This window comes from Malaciobacter mytili LMG 24559 (genome assembly GCF_003346775.1).
GTDB classification, from domain to species: domain Bacteria; phylum Campylobacterota; class Campylobacteria; order Campylobacterales; family Arcobacteraceae; genus Malaciobacter; species Malaciobacter mytili.
Genome location: NZ_CP031219.1, coordinates 228,921 through 244,508, shown reverse-complemented (window position 1 = coordinate 244,508; position 15,588 = coordinate 228,921). Strand labels below are relative to the sequence as shown.

The window sequence follows — 15,588 nt, the reverse complement described above, 5'->3', positions numbered from 1 at the left end:
AAATTATTATATACAAAATATACAAAAAAACTAATTTATACTCTTTTTGTAACTTTATTACTTATATATCTTATATTTTGGTTATTTTTGTTTCATATTAATTACATATAAGTTATATTTTAATATCCTTAGTACTTCAAAAAATTAAAAAGGAAATATAATGGAAACTATTATTGGTTTTTTGAATAATATCTTTTGGGGTTATATTCTTATTTATGGTCTATTAGCAGTTGGACTATTTTTTACAATAAAACTTAAGTTTATTCAATTTATTCATTTTAAAGAGATGTTCAAATCTGTTTTTGATAAAGATGAAACAGATGAATCTGGGATTTCTCCTTTTCAAGCTTTAACTATTTCTCTTGCATCAAGAGTTGGAACAGGAAATCTTGCTGGAGTTGCTGTTGCTTTATATTTAGGAGGAGCAGGAGCAATATTTTGGATGTGGATTGTTGCTTTAGTTGGTATGGCAACTGCATATGCAGAAAGTACATTAGCTCAACTTTATAAAATTAAAGATGAAAATGACCAATATAGAGGAGGACCAGCTTTTTATATTGCAAAAGGTTTAAAATCTCCTTTTTTAGCAGTAATTTTCTGTATTAGTTTAATCTTGGCTTTTGGGTTAGTATTTAATGCAGTACAAGCAAATTCAATTGCAGGTGCAGTTGGTACAGCTTTTAATATTGATAAAATGTATGTGGGATATGCAATTGCTGCATTAACAGCACTTGTAATTTTTGCAGGAATAAAAGGTATTGCAAAAATTGCTGAGATTGTTGTTCCATTTATGGCTATTATTTATCTTTTACTAGCTGTTTATACTATGATAGCAAACTATGAATTAGTACCTTCAGTTATTGCAACTATTATAAAAAGTGCTTTTGGATTACAAGAAGCAGCTGGTGGAGTTGCAGGTGGAATTTTAGCTGCAATTTTAAATGGAGTAAAAAGAGGATTATTTTCAAATGAAGCAGGTATGGGTTCTGCACCTAATATTGCTGCTGTTGCAACACCAACTCCTCACCATCCTTCATCACAAGGTTTTGTACAAGCTTTAGGTGTATTTATTGATACTATTTTAATTTGTACTGCAACTGCTGTTATGATTTTATTAGCAGGTGTATTAGAACCAGGTTCTGGAATAAAAGGTATTGAATTAACACAACAAGCTTTATCTGTTCATATTGGAGAAGCTGGAGTTTATTTTATTGCTATTGCTATTTTATTTTTTGCCTTTACTTCTATTATTGGAAACTATGCTTATGCAGAAAATGCTTTAACATATTTAGGTTTAGGAAATAAATTTGGAATAAATCTTTTAAGAATTGCTACTATTTCAATGGTAATTTGGGGTTCATACGAAAAAGTTCAAACTGTATTTGATGCAGCAGATGCTTCAATGGGATTAATGGCAACTATTAACTTAATTGCTATTGTATTATTATCAGGAACTGTTGTTAAATTAACAAAAGATTATTTAGAACAAAGAGAAAAAGGTTTAGAACCTACATTTGAAGCTAAAAAATTCCCAGAATTAAAAGATAAAATTGATACTTCAATTTGGAAAAAATAAGAGGAACTCCTCTTATTTTTTAAACTTCCAACCTTCATTTTCTAAAATAGCTTTTATCTTATCTTTTATATCACCTTGTAATTCAATAAATTCATTATTTATACTTCCACCGCAGGCAAGTTTTTTCTTAAGTAGTTTTAAAATCTCTTTTTTTTCATTTTCAGCTAAATAAAATCTTCCCACTAAAGTTACTGGTTTTCCTTTTCTTTTTTCAAAAGTAAAAACTAATTGATGTTGATTTTTACTTAAAATTTCTAAACTTTTTTCTTTGTTTTTTTTATCTTCTTTTTTAGTATCAAAAATATCACCTTCTAATTTTGAACCAAAACTTTGTGCTAATTTATCTGCTAAATTCACTAAAAAGCCTTTATTCTTGTTTGAATATCTATATTTTCAATAGAAGTAAACTCTTGTTTTTCATACTGTTTTAAAGCAACTCTTCCTATCATAGCTGCATTATCAGAACAGTATTTTAATTGGCTTAAATATAAACTTGTATTATACTTTTTGCATAAACTTTCAAGTTCTTTTCTTAAATAGATATTTGCACTAGCTCCCCCAACTATGGCAAAATTTTTAGGAGGATTTTGTTTAAAGAGTTTTTTTAATTTTTGCATAATATGTGCAACTGCTGTCTTTTGAAAAGAAGCACAAATATCTGCAATATCTTGAGTTGATAGTTCATTTAACTCTTCTATTTTTAATCTTACTGCATTTTTAAGTCCCGAATAACTAAACTCAATTTTTGGACTTTGTCTTAAAGGAATAGGAAAATCAAATCTATTTTCATCACCTTTTAAAGAGTATTCTTGAACAATTGGACCACCAGGATAACCTAAATTCATCATTTTAGATACTTTATCAAAACTTTCTCCAAAACTATCATCTATTGTTGTTGCAACTATTTTCATATCTTCATATGAGTTAGCTTCTATTATTTGAGTATGTCCACCAGAAACCAATAAAATAGTAATAGGAAATATCTCCTCTTCTTCAATAAAAAGAGAATATATATGCCCTTTTAAGTGATTTACTGCAATTAAAGGAAGTTCTAAAGAAGTAGCTAAAGCTTTTGCCATAGTAACTCCTTCCATAAGTGTTACAGATAATCCAGGAGAATTTGTAACTGCAATTGCTTTTAATTTATCAAAATATTCACTTGTCTCTTCTAAAATTTTAGGTAAAGCTTCAACATGTAATCTTGCAGCTAGCTCTGGAACTACTCCTCCATATTGGCTATGTTGTAACTCTTGAGAAATTTTTTTATGAAAAATTAGTTTTTTAGTTTTTATATCTGTAACAGCTATTGAGCTATCATCACAACTAGATTCTATACTTAAAATCAATGATTTTTTCCTTTATTAATTTTGAGAGTTTTCACACTCTTCTTCTCTTTTTATCCAATCAAGGGCACAATCAAGTTTTCCAAATCCAGATTGTGCATTTATATGTCCTGCATTTTCCATTATTTTCATACCAATATTAAGTTCTTGTTGTAACTCAACTGCCTCTTCTAAACTCATATAAGGGTCATTTGTAGAAGCTGCCATAATAATTTCACGTGATTTTAAATTTTTAGGAATTGGATAGGGAAAAAATTCTTTTATTGCTTCAACTTCACAAGTTTTTCTAACAGGAGCTACTAGCATTAATTTATCTAAAGTTATATCTAACTCTTCACATGTATGAAACCATAAAATATTTGCTAAAGAGTGACATACTACAATTTGAGGTTTAAAATGTTGTATTTCTTTTTTTAAAAACTCTTTCCACTGTTTTAATTTAGGGAAATCTCTATTTGGAAAAGCAGGAAAAGATACTGTATAATTCTCTTTTATTAAATCAGCTGCCAAATGAGCTTGCCAATGGGGATAATCACTTCCATTTAATCCATGTAATATTAATACTTTTTTACTCAAATTTCTTCCTTATTTCATATCTCTTATACATCTAATATATTTTCTTTTATGTCTACTATCAAAATAGGCAGTTCCACTTAAAAAATGCATATAATCTGCATAATACCAAAAAGTTCTCCAATGGGCTTTTTTTGCCCAATATCCATCTGGTACGTTGTATCTAAATTTTCTATTTATAGAATTGATTTCATTTTTCTTATCAACAATTAGTTTAAACTCTTCAATAGTAGGTAATCTCCAATCTGCATATCCAGCATGAGATAATTCTTCGCAATATGTTGGTGCTTCTTTATGTGTTCTTTTAATCTTTATAACACTTATACTATCTTGCCACATAAGTTTATTTGTTTTATCAATAACCACATTTAAATTAGATTCTCTTTGAAAATTATTTGCATATAAAAAAGTTGTAATTAATAGACAAAATAGTAATTTCATTATCTACCCTTTATACTAAACTTGCCTTTTTGTAAATGACTAGTTATCTCTTCGTTAAAAAGTTCCACTTCAACTTTATAACCCTTTTTAAAAATAAGTCCAACTAATTCTTTGTGTTCTTCAAGTTTTTCAGTTGTTGGGTTATGTTTTTTCCACTCTTGAAATTTTTCTTCATAAGAAGTAAGTATGTTTTTTTCAAAACTACTTCTTGTATATATTAGGTATATTACCAAAATAATTAAAATAAGAAAAGGGATTAATAAATCAAGAGTCACAAAAACTCCTTACTTCTTTATCTAAAATAAAAATATCTTCAAGATTTGAAATATTTGGTTTATTAAATTTATTTATTGCATTAAGTGTTATTTTTGAAATATCCAAAAAGCCTATTTTATTATTTAAAAATTTTGAAACAGCAACTTCATTTGCTGCATTTAATACAACTCCTAAATCAGGGTTTTGTAAAACTTCATCTTTTATTTGCCAAATTGGATACCTTTCTTCTTGAATTTTTCTAAATTCTAAAGAAGTAATTTCTACTAAATTTATAGGTTTTAAAATCTCTTCTTCAACTTTTCCTAAAATTGCATATGCAATTGGAAGTTGCATAGAAGCATTGGCAATATGAGCGGTTGTACTTCCATCTTTAAAGTTTATTAATGCATGAATTAAAGACTTTGTTTCAATTATTGCATCTAGTTTAGTAGTATTAAAAAGCCATTTAGCTTCAAGTAATTCAAACATTTTATTTGTCATTGTGGCACTATCAATAGTTATTTTATTTCCCATTGACCAATTTGGATGATTTAGTGCTTCTTTTACAGAAACATTTTTTAATTTTTCTAAAGGATAATCTCTAAAAGAACCTCCACTTGCAGTAATTACCATAGAATCTATTTTTTTATCTTGAAGTAAATACCATAAACCAAAATGTTCACTATCAATTGCAACTAAATTTGATTGGTCAATAAACTTACCTGCAACAACTAAAGACTCCTTATTTGCCAAAGCAACTTTTTTTCCACACTCTATAGCTTTTAAAGTTGGTTTAAGTCCTAAAAATCCCACAAGTGCATTTACAACCATTTTAGCATTTGAATTTTCAATTGCTTGTAAAATTGCTTCTTCTCCAAAAGAGACATTATTATGATTTACTTCTTTTATATCTTTAGCATTTGCAATTACTACTTTTTTAGGAGAGAACTCTTTTATTTGTTCATTTAGAAGTTTTATATTTGTTCCTGCTACTAAAACCTCAACACTTAAATTAAATTTTTTTGCAATATTTAGAGTATTAACTCCAATTGAACCTGTACTTCCTAATACTATCAAGCTACAACTCTTAAGATAACTAACATTAAAACAGAAGCAAATAAGTAACCATCTGTTCTATCTAAAACTCCCCCATGTCCAGGAAAAAGATTTCCACTATCTTTTACATTTGCTTCTCTTTTTAAATAACTTTCAAATAAATCCCCAAATACAGAAGCAATAGAAACAAATAAAGAAATTATAAAAGCATCACTATAAGATAATTGTTCAATTGCAAAAAATGCTCCCAATAATGATCCAAATAAAACACCACCAATTACACCCTCTATTGTTTTATTAGGACTTGTAGCACAAAACTTTCTTTTTCCTATACTTCTACCAACAAAATAAGCAGCTGTGTCAGTTAAAGCCACAATAACAAGTAACCACAATAATGAACTCATAGAATATTCATTATATAAAGCTAAGATAAATAAAAATGAAGCTGCAGGATATAATAAAGGTAAAAATAATTTCTTTCCAATATCTCTTTTATAAGCTAAAATTGAAGCATAAACAACAGCCAAAACAAAAAATAAATCTTCAGGGCTTGGGTAAAAATATGCAATAGCCCATAAAGCTATGGCAAAAGCAAATATAATATTGTTTTTAACATTAAAAAGTTTCATAGATTCACTAATTGCAATAATCATAAGTGAACCTAAAAATAACCATGTTATAAAATATGAGTTTATATACCCAATCAAAAGTAAGGCAAGCACTAAAACTACACCTGTTTTTATTCTTGTAGAACTTGAAGATAATAGATTTGACATTAAAATCCCTATAATTTTTAATTATTAGATTTTAACATTTTAAGGCTTTTGGTAATATAATTTAATATACTTCTTTTGCCTTTAAAGTAATAGTCTTATGTAAATTCATCCCATTTTTGCTGCTAAGTGAAAAATTTATTGTAATAGAAGAAGAATCTTTTTTTACTTTAAAAATATTTGCTTTTGAAGTTATATCAACTCCTGCAATATCTAAACTTCCTTTATTTAATAAAATTGTATCTTTTAAATTTATACTAGAAGCTGTTAAATTTACTATAAAATTAGAAAAACTACTATTTTTTAATAATAAACTTGAATTTAATATATCTAAAGAAGAGTTTTCTACTATTAATTCTTCAATTGTTGAATTTTCTATTCTAATATTTTTACTATTTTTAACTATTAGTTTTTTATAGTAGTAACCATTTATTTTTAAATCATTGTTATTTTCTATTATAAAAGTATCTTCTTTTTTTAAAATAGGATTACTCTTTTTTTTATAATTATTTACATTTAGATGATTTTTCAACTCTTGAAAGAATAATTCTGGCTCATCTATTATAGGAACATGTGCTGAATTTTTAAAAATAACAAGTTTTGAGTTTTTAATTAGTTTATTTAATACATAGGCTGTTTTTAAAGGAGCTGTTTTATCTTTTTCTCCCCAAATTATTAAAGTATTATTATCAATTGTTTTAAAAGTATTTGAAAAATCCTCTTCAAGTAAAGATATAGCTGCAATTCTATTGGGGTTTGAACTTAAAAACACTTTTCTTGAAAGTTTATTTTCAAGTATAGCATCCACTTCCAAAGGTAAGATATTATCCAAAGTTCTAGGTAAATCTGAAATAAAACCTAATATGCTATTATTGTGTGTAATTTTTTTTGTTTTTTCTTCTATTAAATATTTACTATAAACAACTTTATTTAATAAACCAGCAGCATCAACTAAAACTAAACTTTTAACATTTGCATACATTGAAGCATATTTTAGTGAAATACTTGCTCCCATAGAATGACCTACTAAATGAAAAGGTCTATTTATAAAATGATTTGTAATATTAAAAATAAATTTTGCATAATTTGTAGGAGAATATAATTTATTTGATTTATCTGATTTTCCAAAACCAGGTAAATCAAAAATTAAAATATAGTAATTATCTTGTAGTTTTTTTGCAGTTTCAATCCAAATAGAAGAGGCTTCTTCTCCTAAACCATGTACAAAAACAATTGCATCTTTACTTGAATCTCCAAAAGTTCTCACATAAGAGACTTCATTAAAAGTATTCTCTTTTATATATTCCTGTTTTGCATAAGATTGAATAAAAACAACAAATAAAAGTAAAATTTTTAAAATCAAATGCAAAAACGCTCCTTATTTACAAAGAATAAGTGTTTGACAAATCCCTATATTATCAATAATCTTTTCCACTTCTAAACCTGCTTTTTGCAGATATTTTTCAAAATCTTGATATTTAAACATCTTACTATATCCATTTGCCATAGCAGTAAAATAAGGAGAAGTATTTATTACACAAAAAGCTGCTGTTTCATTATTTTGTCTATCCCAAAAAGGTTCCATAATGCAAATTTTTGAATTATTATTAAGTGATTTTTTGATTTTTGTTAATATTTTTATAATTTGTTCTTCTTTAAAACAATCTAAAAATTGGCTCATCCAAATAATATCATACCCAGTAGGAATATTTGTATCATCATTTAAAATATTTGCTTCAAATGTAGAGATATTTGTAAGATTTTTTTCATATATTGTTTGTTTTGCAAGTTTTATTTGTTGTGGTAAATCCATAATAGTAATCTCAATATCTGAGTTTTTATTTGAAAGTAAAGTTGCAAATTTTCCTGTATTTCCACCTATATCTAAAAGTTTTTTAATATTTAGGCTATTTAAAATTTCAATTGCTTGTTCAAATCCACTATCTGAATAAAAATGATCAAACTCAAACCAACTTTTTTTTACTTCTTTTGGTAAAGTTGATAAGGCAGGATAAATAGTCTCCCACTCTCCAAAAACTTTTAAACCACAAGCTTTATTTTCTTTTATAGACTCTTCTAAATTATATAAACCCAAATAATTTACATAATGATTATAATTTAAATTTAATCTTGTCATCTCATCATTATCGATAAAATATCCAATTTTTGTTAAAAACCAAAGCTCATCTTTTTGTTTTACTATATTTGCACTAAGGGCAGTTTCTAATAGTACTTGTATTGAATAAACTGAAAGTTTTGTTTTATTTGCTAACTCTTCTAAAGTAAGTCCCTCTTTGGAAAAATCTTTTAGAGTTTTTAAAACTTTTAAATCTCTCATTACTCTTGCAACTTGAAAAATTATAGGAGCAAAGGCAATTTTTTGAGCTTCATATTGTGCTTCTAAGGCCGTTAAATTATCATTGTTTTTAAAAAATTTCATTCTTTCACCATTATTGTAAAAATTCCTTTTGCATATACTTCTTCTTTATCTAAAGCTTCAAATGAAAATTCACAAATTGACCCCATTTCATACTCTTTTTTAACTTGCATTATATAAGTTAAATTAGTAGCTTCTTTTATAAGTTCTATATTTTTTAAAGAGATTACAAAACCTATTTTTTTCTCATCACTTTTTGAAAAAGCTGCACTACTTTGAGCTGCTGCTTCAAAAAACATAGCTAATGTGGGTACAAAAGGAAATTCACAATAAACTTTTACAAGATTTTCTTTTACTTCTTTAATCTCTTGTGCAAATTTTACAGGAGGTAAATGAGGAATATTCATAAGCTAATTCCTATAATATTTTGTTTTTCTTTATCAAAAGTTTTAGCTACTTGTACTAAATATGCTATTGATTTAGGTAAAGTTTTATCAACTTCTATTATATTAATATTTGCTTCTTTTTCAGTAACTTTTACTTTTAAAGCCACTGCTACTTCTAAATAATCAATACAACTGTTAATTTGCTCAATATTTTTAATATTTAAAGTTTCAGTAGCCACTAATAATATCTCATCATTATCCAAAGCTTTAATAGCTCCTAATTTTAAAAGCCTATTTGAAGTATTATCCCCACAAGAAATAGTCATTATTTCATTTTGATTATTTTCTAAAATTGAAGCATAAGATACAGGGGTATTATAAACTGAATTTTGAAAATCAGTGGGAGAAATACCCTCTTTATTTAAAATTGCATTTAAAATTTTTGCTGTTGCTTCTAACTCTCCAAAAGCACTTGCATACATTATTCTTCCATTTGTAAAATTTACTTTTGAAACAAGTTCTATTACAAGTTTAGCTGCTTTTGTAAGTCTTCTTCTAAAAACCATTTTTGGAACTAATTCTTTTGTATTTAGGTTATCTATTTCAACTTCACCCATTAAATATGCAGCATCTAAAATTTCTAAATTTATCTTCATTTACTTATTCCAAAAACTAAACTAGTATTATTTCCACCAAAAGCAAAAGAGTTACTTATTACATATTTTAACTTTTGATTTATAATTTCATTTGAGATTTTAACCTCATTATTTTCTAAATTAGTAATATTTTTACTAGGGGGAATTATTTCTTGTTGTAAGGCCATTGAAGAAATAATAGCTTCAATAGCTCCAGCTGCACCTAAAGTATGTCCAGTTATAGATTTAGTAGAACTTACATAAGGTTTATTTTCATTAAATAAACTTGCAATAGCTTTTAATTCAGAAGTATCATTTGCCATAGTTCCAGTTCCATGGGCATTTATATATCCTATTTCATTTTTAGAGATATTTGCATCTTTAATTGCATTTTCCATAGCTTTTTTTGCACCAGCACCCTCTGGATGTGGTTGAGTCATATGATGAGCATCAGAACTATATCCTACTCCACATATCTCAATAGAATTATTATTTACTTTTGTATCTTGAATAAGTAAAACTGCTATTGCTTCTGCAACATTCATCCCTTCTCTATTTTGTTCAAAAGGAGTACAAGGTTTACTAGATAAGACACTTAATGCATGGAAACCACAAACCGTTGTATAAGATAGGGCATCTACACCTACAACTAAAACATTTTTATAAATATTTTTATTAATTACTTCTTTTGCATAACCCAATGCATTTGCACTAGAAGTGCAAGCTGTGGAAAAAGAAATATCATCATAAAAAGTAAACTCTTTTTTTAGTAAGTGTGCAATTGCATCAATAGGATGTTCTTTATAATTTATATTTTTATATGAGTTATCTTTAAAAAAAATCTCTTCTGTTTTATTCATCCCACCAACAGAAGAACCAATAATAAGTAAAGTATTAGAAAAATCATTTAAATTCGATTCTTCTAATACTTTTTTACAATGTTTTATAAGTAATTCTTCAAATTTTAAAGAAGAAGCTATTTTTCCAATTGCAACTGTAGTTTCATTTACATAGCTTGTATCTAAACTAATTGTATTTTTTTTTTGACAAATTGATAAAAAAAGCTCTTCTGAACTATCTCCCGCACATGACACTGAAGAATAGTTATTTATATATGCTTTACTTATTTTCATTTATATATTTTAATAAATTTTCTACAGAAGCAAAAATCTCATTGTATAGTTCAGGATTTTGTATTTTTACTCCATACTCTTTTTCAATAATAAGTACAAGTTCTATAGAATCTACAGAGTCTAATCCAAGCCCATCATCACCAAAAAGTGGATCACTATCATTTATATCATCAGGTGTTATATCTTCAAGGTTTAATCCCTCAATTAAAACTTGTTTAAACTCATTACTTGAAATAGCCATTTTTTTAATGTTCCTTACGTGTTTTTTACTTAAAATTCTACCACTTTTGTACTTTTATATCTCTTATAAAATATCTGTCTTAAACTGTAAAATTATTGTATCATACTTACAAGTGCATTAATTTTATTTTTAGTGTCATTTACAAAGTAGTTTTTTTCATCCCACACATAACCTGAAAGGATAGAACTAATTGATTTTTGAATAAGTTCTGATTTATTGGCACTATAAAATATCTTTCTTAATTTTCCTTCATACCAAGCATATACAAACTCTCTAAATACATTTATACCAATCATCATATATTCTTCATAATCTTTTTGCCAATCAACTTTTTCATTTTTTAGCTCTTTACTTATTAGTGAAGCAACTTTTGATGAAGACTCTAAGGCTAAAGTAACACCCGAAGAGAATACAGGATCTAAAAACTCTGTTGCATTTCCACTTAAAGCAAAACCTTTTCCATACATTTTTTTAATGGCTGCTGAGTAACCATTTATGATACCCACTGGTGCAATTTTTTCAGCAGTTGAAAACTTCTCTTTTAAGTATTTATGCTCACTTATGACTTTATCTAAAAACTCTTCTTTAGTTAAATTTGTATTTTTAAAATACTCCTCTTGACAAACTACACCCATAGAAGTTGTACCATCACTAAAAGGTATAACCCAAATCCAAGCATTATTATCATCGTGAATTACAATATCAATAAATCCCTCAGCATCCCCTTCTCTTCTTTGTTCACCTTTTACTCTAGTAAAAATAGCATTTCTTAGTTTTAAATCAGAAGGAATATCTAAATTAAGAAGTTTTGGTAAAACTCTTCCATATCCTGAAGCATCTAAAACAAACCTAGCTTTAAATTTTTCTTCAATATTTTCTTTACTTTTTGCAGTAATTATATTTTCTTCATTATTGTATGCTATAACTTCATACCCATGAAGAACTTTTGCCCCAAGAGATTTTGCACTTTGTAATAATACATTATCAAACTCTTCTCTTTTTACTTGGAAGCTTGTTCCCCATTTTTGTCCTAGATTTTTTCTAAAATCAATATACTGTTCTTTTTTCTCTTCATTTATAAAAATTGCTCCACCTTTAACCATATATTTTTGTTTATTTATAGTCTCAAGTAAGTCACATTCTTCTAGAATTTGATTACATCTTGGCAATAAAGATTCTCCAATTACAAATCTTGGGAAGTCTAATTTTTCCAATATAACCACACTATAGCCCTCTTTTAAAAGCTTGCAAGCAGCAATAGAACCACTAGGTCCCCCACCAATAATTAATATGTCACAATTTTGCACAAATACTCCTTGAAAATGATTGCATTATTATATACTTAGTTAACTTTTGATAAAATATCTAACTTAATTATTATTCATTTTGGGAGAATTTATTGCACAATTTATATAGGATTTTAAATAGTGAAATTAATGAAAATTTCTTTAATTATGAAATTCTTTTTTCAGATAAAAATCATCCGATATTTCAAGCTCATTTCCCAGAGAATAGTCTTTTGCCTGCTTTTTTACAAATAGATATAGCAAGTAATTTATTAGAAAAAAAAGTTATACTTATAAAAAAAGCAAAATTTATAAATCCAATTTTACCAAATGATAAAATAAAATTTGAGATAAACAATAAAAATAATTCTTTTTTAGTTATAACAAAAAAAGATAATCAAAAATGTAGTGAGTTTACTTTTGTCACAGAATAATATAATAGTCATAATTCCCACATATAATAACCCTAAAACAATAAAAAATGTAACTGATGATGTATTAAAGAATAATTATAAATTAATAGTTATTGATGATGGTTCACAAATTAAAGTTAGCGATTTAATCCCAAGTCATCCTAATATTATAATTTTAAGACATGAAACTAATCTTGGGAAGGGTGAAGCAATTTTAACAGGTGCTAAAAAAGCAAAAGAATTAGGATATAACTATTTTGTAAGTATGGATGGGGATGGGCAACATCTTGCAAGTGAAATATATAAATTACAAAATTGTATTACAACAGATAATCAAATAGTTATAGGTTCAAGAAACTTTGAAATAGAAAATGTACCTAAAAAATCCAAAATAGGAAGAGCCTTTCATAATTTTTGGATTAAACTAAATAGTGGCTATGATATAACTGATTCTTTAACAGGCTTTAGGTTATATCCTGTTTCTATACTTGATTTAGGTATAAAAAGTAAAAGATTTAATTTTGAAGCAGAAGTTTTAGTAAAACATTATTGGAAATATAAAAAAATATCAGATACTACTATTGAGTGTTATTATCCAACTCCTGAAGAGAGGGTTAGTCATTTTAATAACTATAAAGATACCATCTCTATTACTCTTTTACACTTAAAACTTTTTTTACAAAAAATATTTTTATTAAAAGGTATTTTGTAAATGTCAGCTAAACAAAGAGTTGGTGGTCCAATAGTAAAAACACTATATACTTTTTATAAAATTTTTGGATATAAAAGTGTATATTATTCTTTATATTTTGTAGTGCTATACTACTTTTTATTTGCATCAAATGTAAGAAAAGCCTTAAAAAAATATTATTTAAAACTTGGAATAAAATTTACAAATAAAATCTTTTTTAAACACCTATTTAACTATGCACTTACAACTTCAGATAGATTTATTTCAAAAGCTAATCCTGAAGATTATACTTTTTTATATAAAGATAGAAAAGTTTTACTAGAAGATGTAAAAAATGGGGCACTTATAGTATCAAACCATTTTGGTGGCTGGGCAACTGCAAGTAATTATTTTAATGTTGAAAATGTAAAAATCAATGTAGTAATGAATGAAGCCATGATAAAAAATGCTAAAGAGTTTGAAGAATTACTAAATAAAAAAAACCAAGATTGTGTAAAAATAATAGATATTTCAAAAGGTTCACTTGCAACTTCAATTGCCATTGGCAATGCCTTATTGGAAAATGAATCTGTAGCTTTTATGGGAGATAGAGCCTTAAATGAAAAATATGAATACTGTTTAGATTTTTTTAATGAAAAAGCATATTTTAATAAAAATCCTTTTTTAATTGCATATAAGACAAACAAACCAATTATTGTTTTATTTGTAATACTAAAGAATACAAGAGAATATGAACTTTTATATAAAAGAATACAATTAGATAAAACAAAAAAAGAGGATGTTGCTATTGATATTGCTATGAAGCAATATGTAAAAGCTTTAACTAATATACTAAAAGAATATCCATTACAATGGTTTAATTTTTATGATTTTTGGGAGAAAAAATGAATTTATTAATTGATAAAAGATATATAACACTAAAAGAGATTATACAATCTTGCAATATTGAGATTTCAAAAGATGAAAACTTTTTAAACTATATTAACCATACTCATGATTTTTTAATGAATCAAATAAAAGAAGGTAAGCCAATTTATGGAATTACTACAGGATATGGAGCAAGTGGTAAAAATTATGTAAGTTATGAAGATAGTAAAACTTTACAAAAAAACCTTTTTAGATTTCATGGTTGTGGAATAGGAACAAAACTATCTTATAAAGTTTGTAGATATGCTGTTATTATGAGAACTATTTCTTTAAGTAAAGCTAGATCTGGAGTTAGTGTAGAATTACTAAAAAGACTTGAATTTTTAATAAAAGAAGATATTATTCCTGTAATTCCATCTCAAGGTTCAGTGGGAGCTAGTGGAGATTTAACTCCTTTATCATATATAGCTGCCGTTATTGCAGGGGAAAGAGAAGTATATTATAAAGGGGAAATTAAACCTGTTCAAGAAGTATATGAACAGTTAAATATTCAACCTTATGAATTTAAACCAAAAGAGGCTTTAGCTATTATGAATGGTACAACAGTTATGAGTGCTATTGCCCTTGCAGCAATTGAAGAGTTTGAAACAATCTTAGACTCAATGGAATCATATGTAGCTGGAATGTTTGAAGTTTTATTAGGAGATGATACTCCTGTTGAAGATTTTGTACATGATTCAAAACCTTTTGATGGTCAAATTGCAAGTGCAAAAAATATTAAAAGAAAAATTGCTGGTTCAAAATTAACTCATGGAAGAGATGATAGATATGATAAGTTTTTTGCAGATAATGATTTAAATATTCAAGATACTTATTCAATGAGATGTGCTCCTCAAGTATTAGGAGTAATAAGAGATAATCTAGATATTTCAAAAAAATGGGTAGAAACAGAAATAAACTCAGTAAATGACAACCCTTTAATTGATGGTGAAAATCAAAAAATCTATACATCTGGGAACTTCTATGGTGGATATGTGGCACATGCTATGGATACTTTAAAAATATGCGCAGCTAATTTAGCTGATTTATTAGATAAAGAGTTTGCACTACTAGTTGATCATAAATTCAATAGAGGTTTAGGAGAAAATTTAAAACTTTCAAAAGAGCCATATTATCATGGTTTTAAAGCTATGCAAATAAGTCTTAGCTCATTAAGTGCTGATGTTATAAAAAATACAACAGCAGCTTCAATTCACTCAAGACCAACAGAATCTTTAAACCAAGATAAAGTTTCTATGGGAACTACTGCAGCAAACGATTTTGCAAAAATGATTCCAGATTTATATAATATGCTATCAATTGCCTTTATAGGTATGGCACAAGCTGTTGATATTAGAGGCTCAAAAGAAGTTTCACCTCATCTAAAAAATATCTATGATATTACAAGAACTATTATTAAACCTCTTTATGAAGATAGAAGAATGGATTTTGATATTGAAGCAATTAATACTCTAATTCAAAATAAAAAATTTATTTAAAGAA

19 protein-coding genes are annotated in these 15,588 nt (G+C 26.6%); 5 read left to right on the top strand and 14 right to left on the bottom strand.

Annotated elements, in window-relative coordinates:
* Nucleotides 1-160: 160 nt before the first annotated feature.
* On the top strand, nucleotides 161-1,576 hold the full coding sequence (locus AMYT_RS01275; RefSeq protein ID WP_114840767.1) for an alanine/glycine:cation symporter family protein: 1,416 nt from the start codon (nucleotides 161-163) through the stop codon (nucleotides 1,574-1,576).
* A gap of 12 nt (nucleotides 1,577-1,588) precedes the next feature.
* Here the strand turns inward: AMYT_RS01275 and AMYT_RS01270 are convergent, their stop codons facing one another.
* The 14 genes from AMYT_RS01270 to AMYT_RS01205 form a co-directional block, all read right to left on the bottom strand.
* Nucleotides 1,589-1,933: an SUI1 family translation initiation factor gene (locus AMYT_RS01270; protein WP_114840766.1), complete on the bottom strand. Its 345-nt coding sequence runs from the start codon at nucleotides 1,931-1,933 to the stop codon at nucleotides 1,589-1,591.
* Nucleotides 1,933-2,922 (bottom strand): tRNA (adenosine(37)-N6)-threonylcarbamoyltransferase complex transferase subunit TsaD, encoded by a 990-nt coding sequence (gene tsaD / locus AMYT_RS01265; RefSeq protein WP_114840765.1) that lies wholly within the window; start codon nucleotides 2,920-2,922, stop codon nucleotides 1,933-1,935. Before tsaD ends, AMYT_RS01270 begins: the two co-directional genes overlap by 1 nt.
* Before the next feature lie 15 nt (nucleotides 2,923-2,937).
* Nucleotides 2,938-3,495, bottom strand: a complete 558-nt coding sequence (locus AMYT_RS01260; protein ID WP_114840764.1) for an RBBP9/YdeN family alpha/beta hydrolase — start codon at nucleotides 3,493-3,495, stop codon at nucleotides 2,938-2,940.
* 9 nt (nucleotides 3,496-3,504) lie between these two features.
* Nucleotides 3,505-3,933, bottom strand: coding sequence for an Lcl C-terminal domain-containing protein (locus AMYT_RS01255; RefSeq protein ID WP_114840763.1), 429 nt, complete (start codon nucleotides 3,931-3,933; stop codon nucleotides 3,505-3,507).
* A complete protein-coding gene (locus AMYT_RS01250; RefSeq protein WP_114840762.1) occupies nucleotides 3,933-4,208 on the bottom strand; it encodes a hypothetical protein in 276 nt (91 codons plus the stop codon). The genes AMYT_RS01255 and AMYT_RS01250 overlap by 1 nt, the downstream gene beginning before the upstream one ends.
* Complete coding sequence (dxr, locus tag AMYT_RS01245) at nucleotides 4,198-5,265, bottom strand: 1-deoxy-D-xylulose-5-phosphate reductoisomerase (RefSeq protein ID WP_114840761.1); 1,068 nt, start codon at nucleotides 5,263-5,265, stop codon at nucleotides 4,198-4,200. Before dxr ends, AMYT_RS01250 begins: the two co-directional genes overlap by 11 nt.
* On the bottom strand, nucleotides 5,262-6,020 hold the full coding sequence (locus tag AMYT_RS01240) for a phosphatidate cytidylyltransferase (protein WP_114840760.1): 759 nt from the start codon (nucleotides 6,018-6,020) through the stop codon (nucleotides 5,262-5,264). The genes dxr and AMYT_RS01240 overlap by 4 nt, the downstream gene beginning before the upstream one ends.
* A gap of 61 nt (nucleotides 6,021-6,081) precedes the next feature.
* Nucleotides 6,082-7,386, bottom strand: coding sequence for an alpha/beta fold hydrolase (locus AMYT_RS01235; protein ID WP_114840759.1), 1,305 nt, complete (start codon nucleotides 7,384-7,386; stop codon nucleotides 6,082-6,084).
* A gap of 9 nt (nucleotides 7,387-7,395) precedes the next feature.
* Nucleotides 7,396-8,457 carry a class I SAM-dependent methyltransferase gene (locus AMYT_RS01230; protein WP_114840758.1) on the bottom strand — a complete coding sequence of 354 codons (1,062 nt, stop codon included), beginning with the start codon at nucleotides 8,455-8,457 and terminating at the stop codon, nucleotides 7,396-7,398.
* Nucleotides 8,454-8,801 (bottom strand): hypothetical protein, encoded by a 348-nt coding sequence (locus AMYT_RS01225; protein ID WP_114840757.1) that lies wholly within the window; start codon nucleotides 8,799-8,801, stop codon nucleotides 8,454-8,456. Before AMYT_RS01225 ends, AMYT_RS01230 begins: the two co-directional genes overlap by 4 nt.
* Entirely contained in the window at nucleotides 8,798-9,436 is a 639-nt protein-coding gene (locus AMYT_RS01220; protein WP_114840756.1) for a beta-ketoacyl synthase chain length factor, read from the bottom strand. Before AMYT_RS01220 ends, AMYT_RS01225 begins: the two co-directional genes overlap by 4 nt.
* Entirely contained in the window at nucleotides 9,433-10,548 is a 1,116-nt protein-coding gene (locus AMYT_RS01215; protein ID WP_114840755.1) for a beta-ketoacyl-[acyl-carrier-protein] synthase family protein, read from the bottom strand. Before AMYT_RS01215 ends, AMYT_RS01220 begins: the two co-directional genes overlap by 4 nt.
* On the bottom strand, nucleotides 10,535-10,789 hold the full coding sequence (locus AMYT_RS01210) for a phosphopantetheine-binding protein (protein WP_114840754.1): 255 nt from the start codon (nucleotides 10,787-10,789) through the stop codon (nucleotides 10,535-10,537). The genes AMYT_RS01215 and AMYT_RS01210 overlap by 14 nt, the downstream gene beginning before the upstream one ends.
* 92 nt (nucleotides 10,790-10,881) lie before the next feature.
* Nucleotides 10,882-12,096 carry an NAD(P)/FAD-dependent oxidoreductase gene (locus tag AMYT_RS01205; RefSeq protein ID WP_114840753.1) on the bottom strand — a complete coding sequence of 405 codons (1,215 nt, stop codon included), beginning with the start codon at nucleotides 12,094-12,096 and terminating at the stop codon, nucleotides 10,882-10,884.
* A 92-nt stretch (nucleotides 12,097-12,188) separates the two neighbouring features.
* On the opposite strand from AMYT_RS01205, the gene AMYT_RS01200 reads away from it, so the two are divergent.
* The 4 genes from AMYT_RS01200 to AMYT_RS01185 are packed head-to-tail and all read left to right on the top strand — an operon-like array spanning nucleotide 12,189 to nucleotide 15,584.
* The gene (locus tag AMYT_RS01200) at nucleotides 12,189-12,509 is read left to right on the top strand and encodes a hypothetical protein (protein WP_114840752.1); all 321 of its coding nucleotides are present in this window, start codon (nucleotides 12,189-12,191) and stop codon (nucleotides 12,507-12,509) included.
* Nucleotides 12,496-13,200, top strand: coding sequence for a glycosyltransferase family 2 protein (locus AMYT_RS01195; protein WP_114840751.1), 705 nt, complete (start codon nucleotides 12,496-12,498; stop codon nucleotides 13,198-13,200). Before AMYT_RS01200 ends, AMYT_RS01195 begins: the two co-directional genes overlap by 14 nt.
* Entirely contained in the window at nucleotides 13,201-14,067 is an 867-nt protein-coding gene (locus AMYT_RS01190) for a lysophospholipid acyltransferase family protein (RefSeq protein ID WP_114840750.1), read from the top strand.
* Entirely contained in the window at nucleotides 14,064-15,584 is a 1,521-nt protein-coding gene (locus AMYT_RS01185; protein ID WP_114840749.1) for an HAL/PAL/TAL family ammonia-lyase, read from the top strand. The genes AMYT_RS01190 and AMYT_RS01185 overlap by 4 nt, the downstream gene beginning before the upstream one ends.
* Nucleotides 15,585-15,588 lie beyond the last annotated feature (4 nt).

What these genes read in the sequence shown, in the direction of transcription:
- AMYT_RS01185 (WP_114840749.1), top strand. Translation starts at nt 14,064, where the DNA reads ATGAATTTATTAATTGATAAAAGATATATAACACTAAAAGAGATTATA.
- AMYT_RS01255 (WP_114840763.1), bottom strand. Translation starts at nt 3,933, where the DNA reads ATGAAATTACTATTTTGTCTATTAATTACAACTTTTTTATATGCAAAT.
- AMYT_RS01225 (WP_114840757.1), bottom strand. Translation starts at nt 8,801, where the DNA reads ATGAATATTCCTCATTTACCTCCTGTAAAATTTGCACAAGAGATTAAA.
- AMYT_RS01220 (WP_114840756.1), bottom strand. Translation starts at nt 9,436, where the DNA reads ATGAAGATAAATTTAGAAATTTTAGATGCTGCATATTTAATGGGTGAA.
- AMYT_RS01275 (WP_114840767.1), top strand. Translation starts at nt 161, where the DNA reads ATGGAAACTATTATTGGTTTTTTGAATAATATCTTTTGGGGTTATATT.
- AMYT_RS01230 (WP_114840758.1), bottom strand. Translation starts at nt 8,457, where the DNA reads ATGAAATTTTTTAAAAACAATGATAATTTAACGGCCTTAGAAGCACAA.
- AMYT_RS01240 (WP_114840760.1), bottom strand. Translation starts at nt 6,020, where the DNA reads ATGTCAAATCTATTATCTTCAAGTTCTACAAGAATAAAAACAGGTGTA.
- AMYT_RS01215 (WP_114840755.1), bottom strand. Translation starts at nt 10,548, where the DNA reads ATGAAAATAAGTAAAGCATATATAAATAACTATTCTTCAGTGTCATGT.
- AMYT_RS01190 (WP_114840750.1), top strand. Translation starts at nt 13,201, where the DNA reads ATGTCAGCTAAACAAAGAGTTGGTGGTCCAATAGTAAAAACACTATAT.
- AMYT_RS01210 (WP_114840754.1), bottom strand. Translation starts at nt 10,789, where the DNA reads ATGGCTATTTCAAGTAATGAGTTTAAACAAGTTTTAATTGAGGGATTA.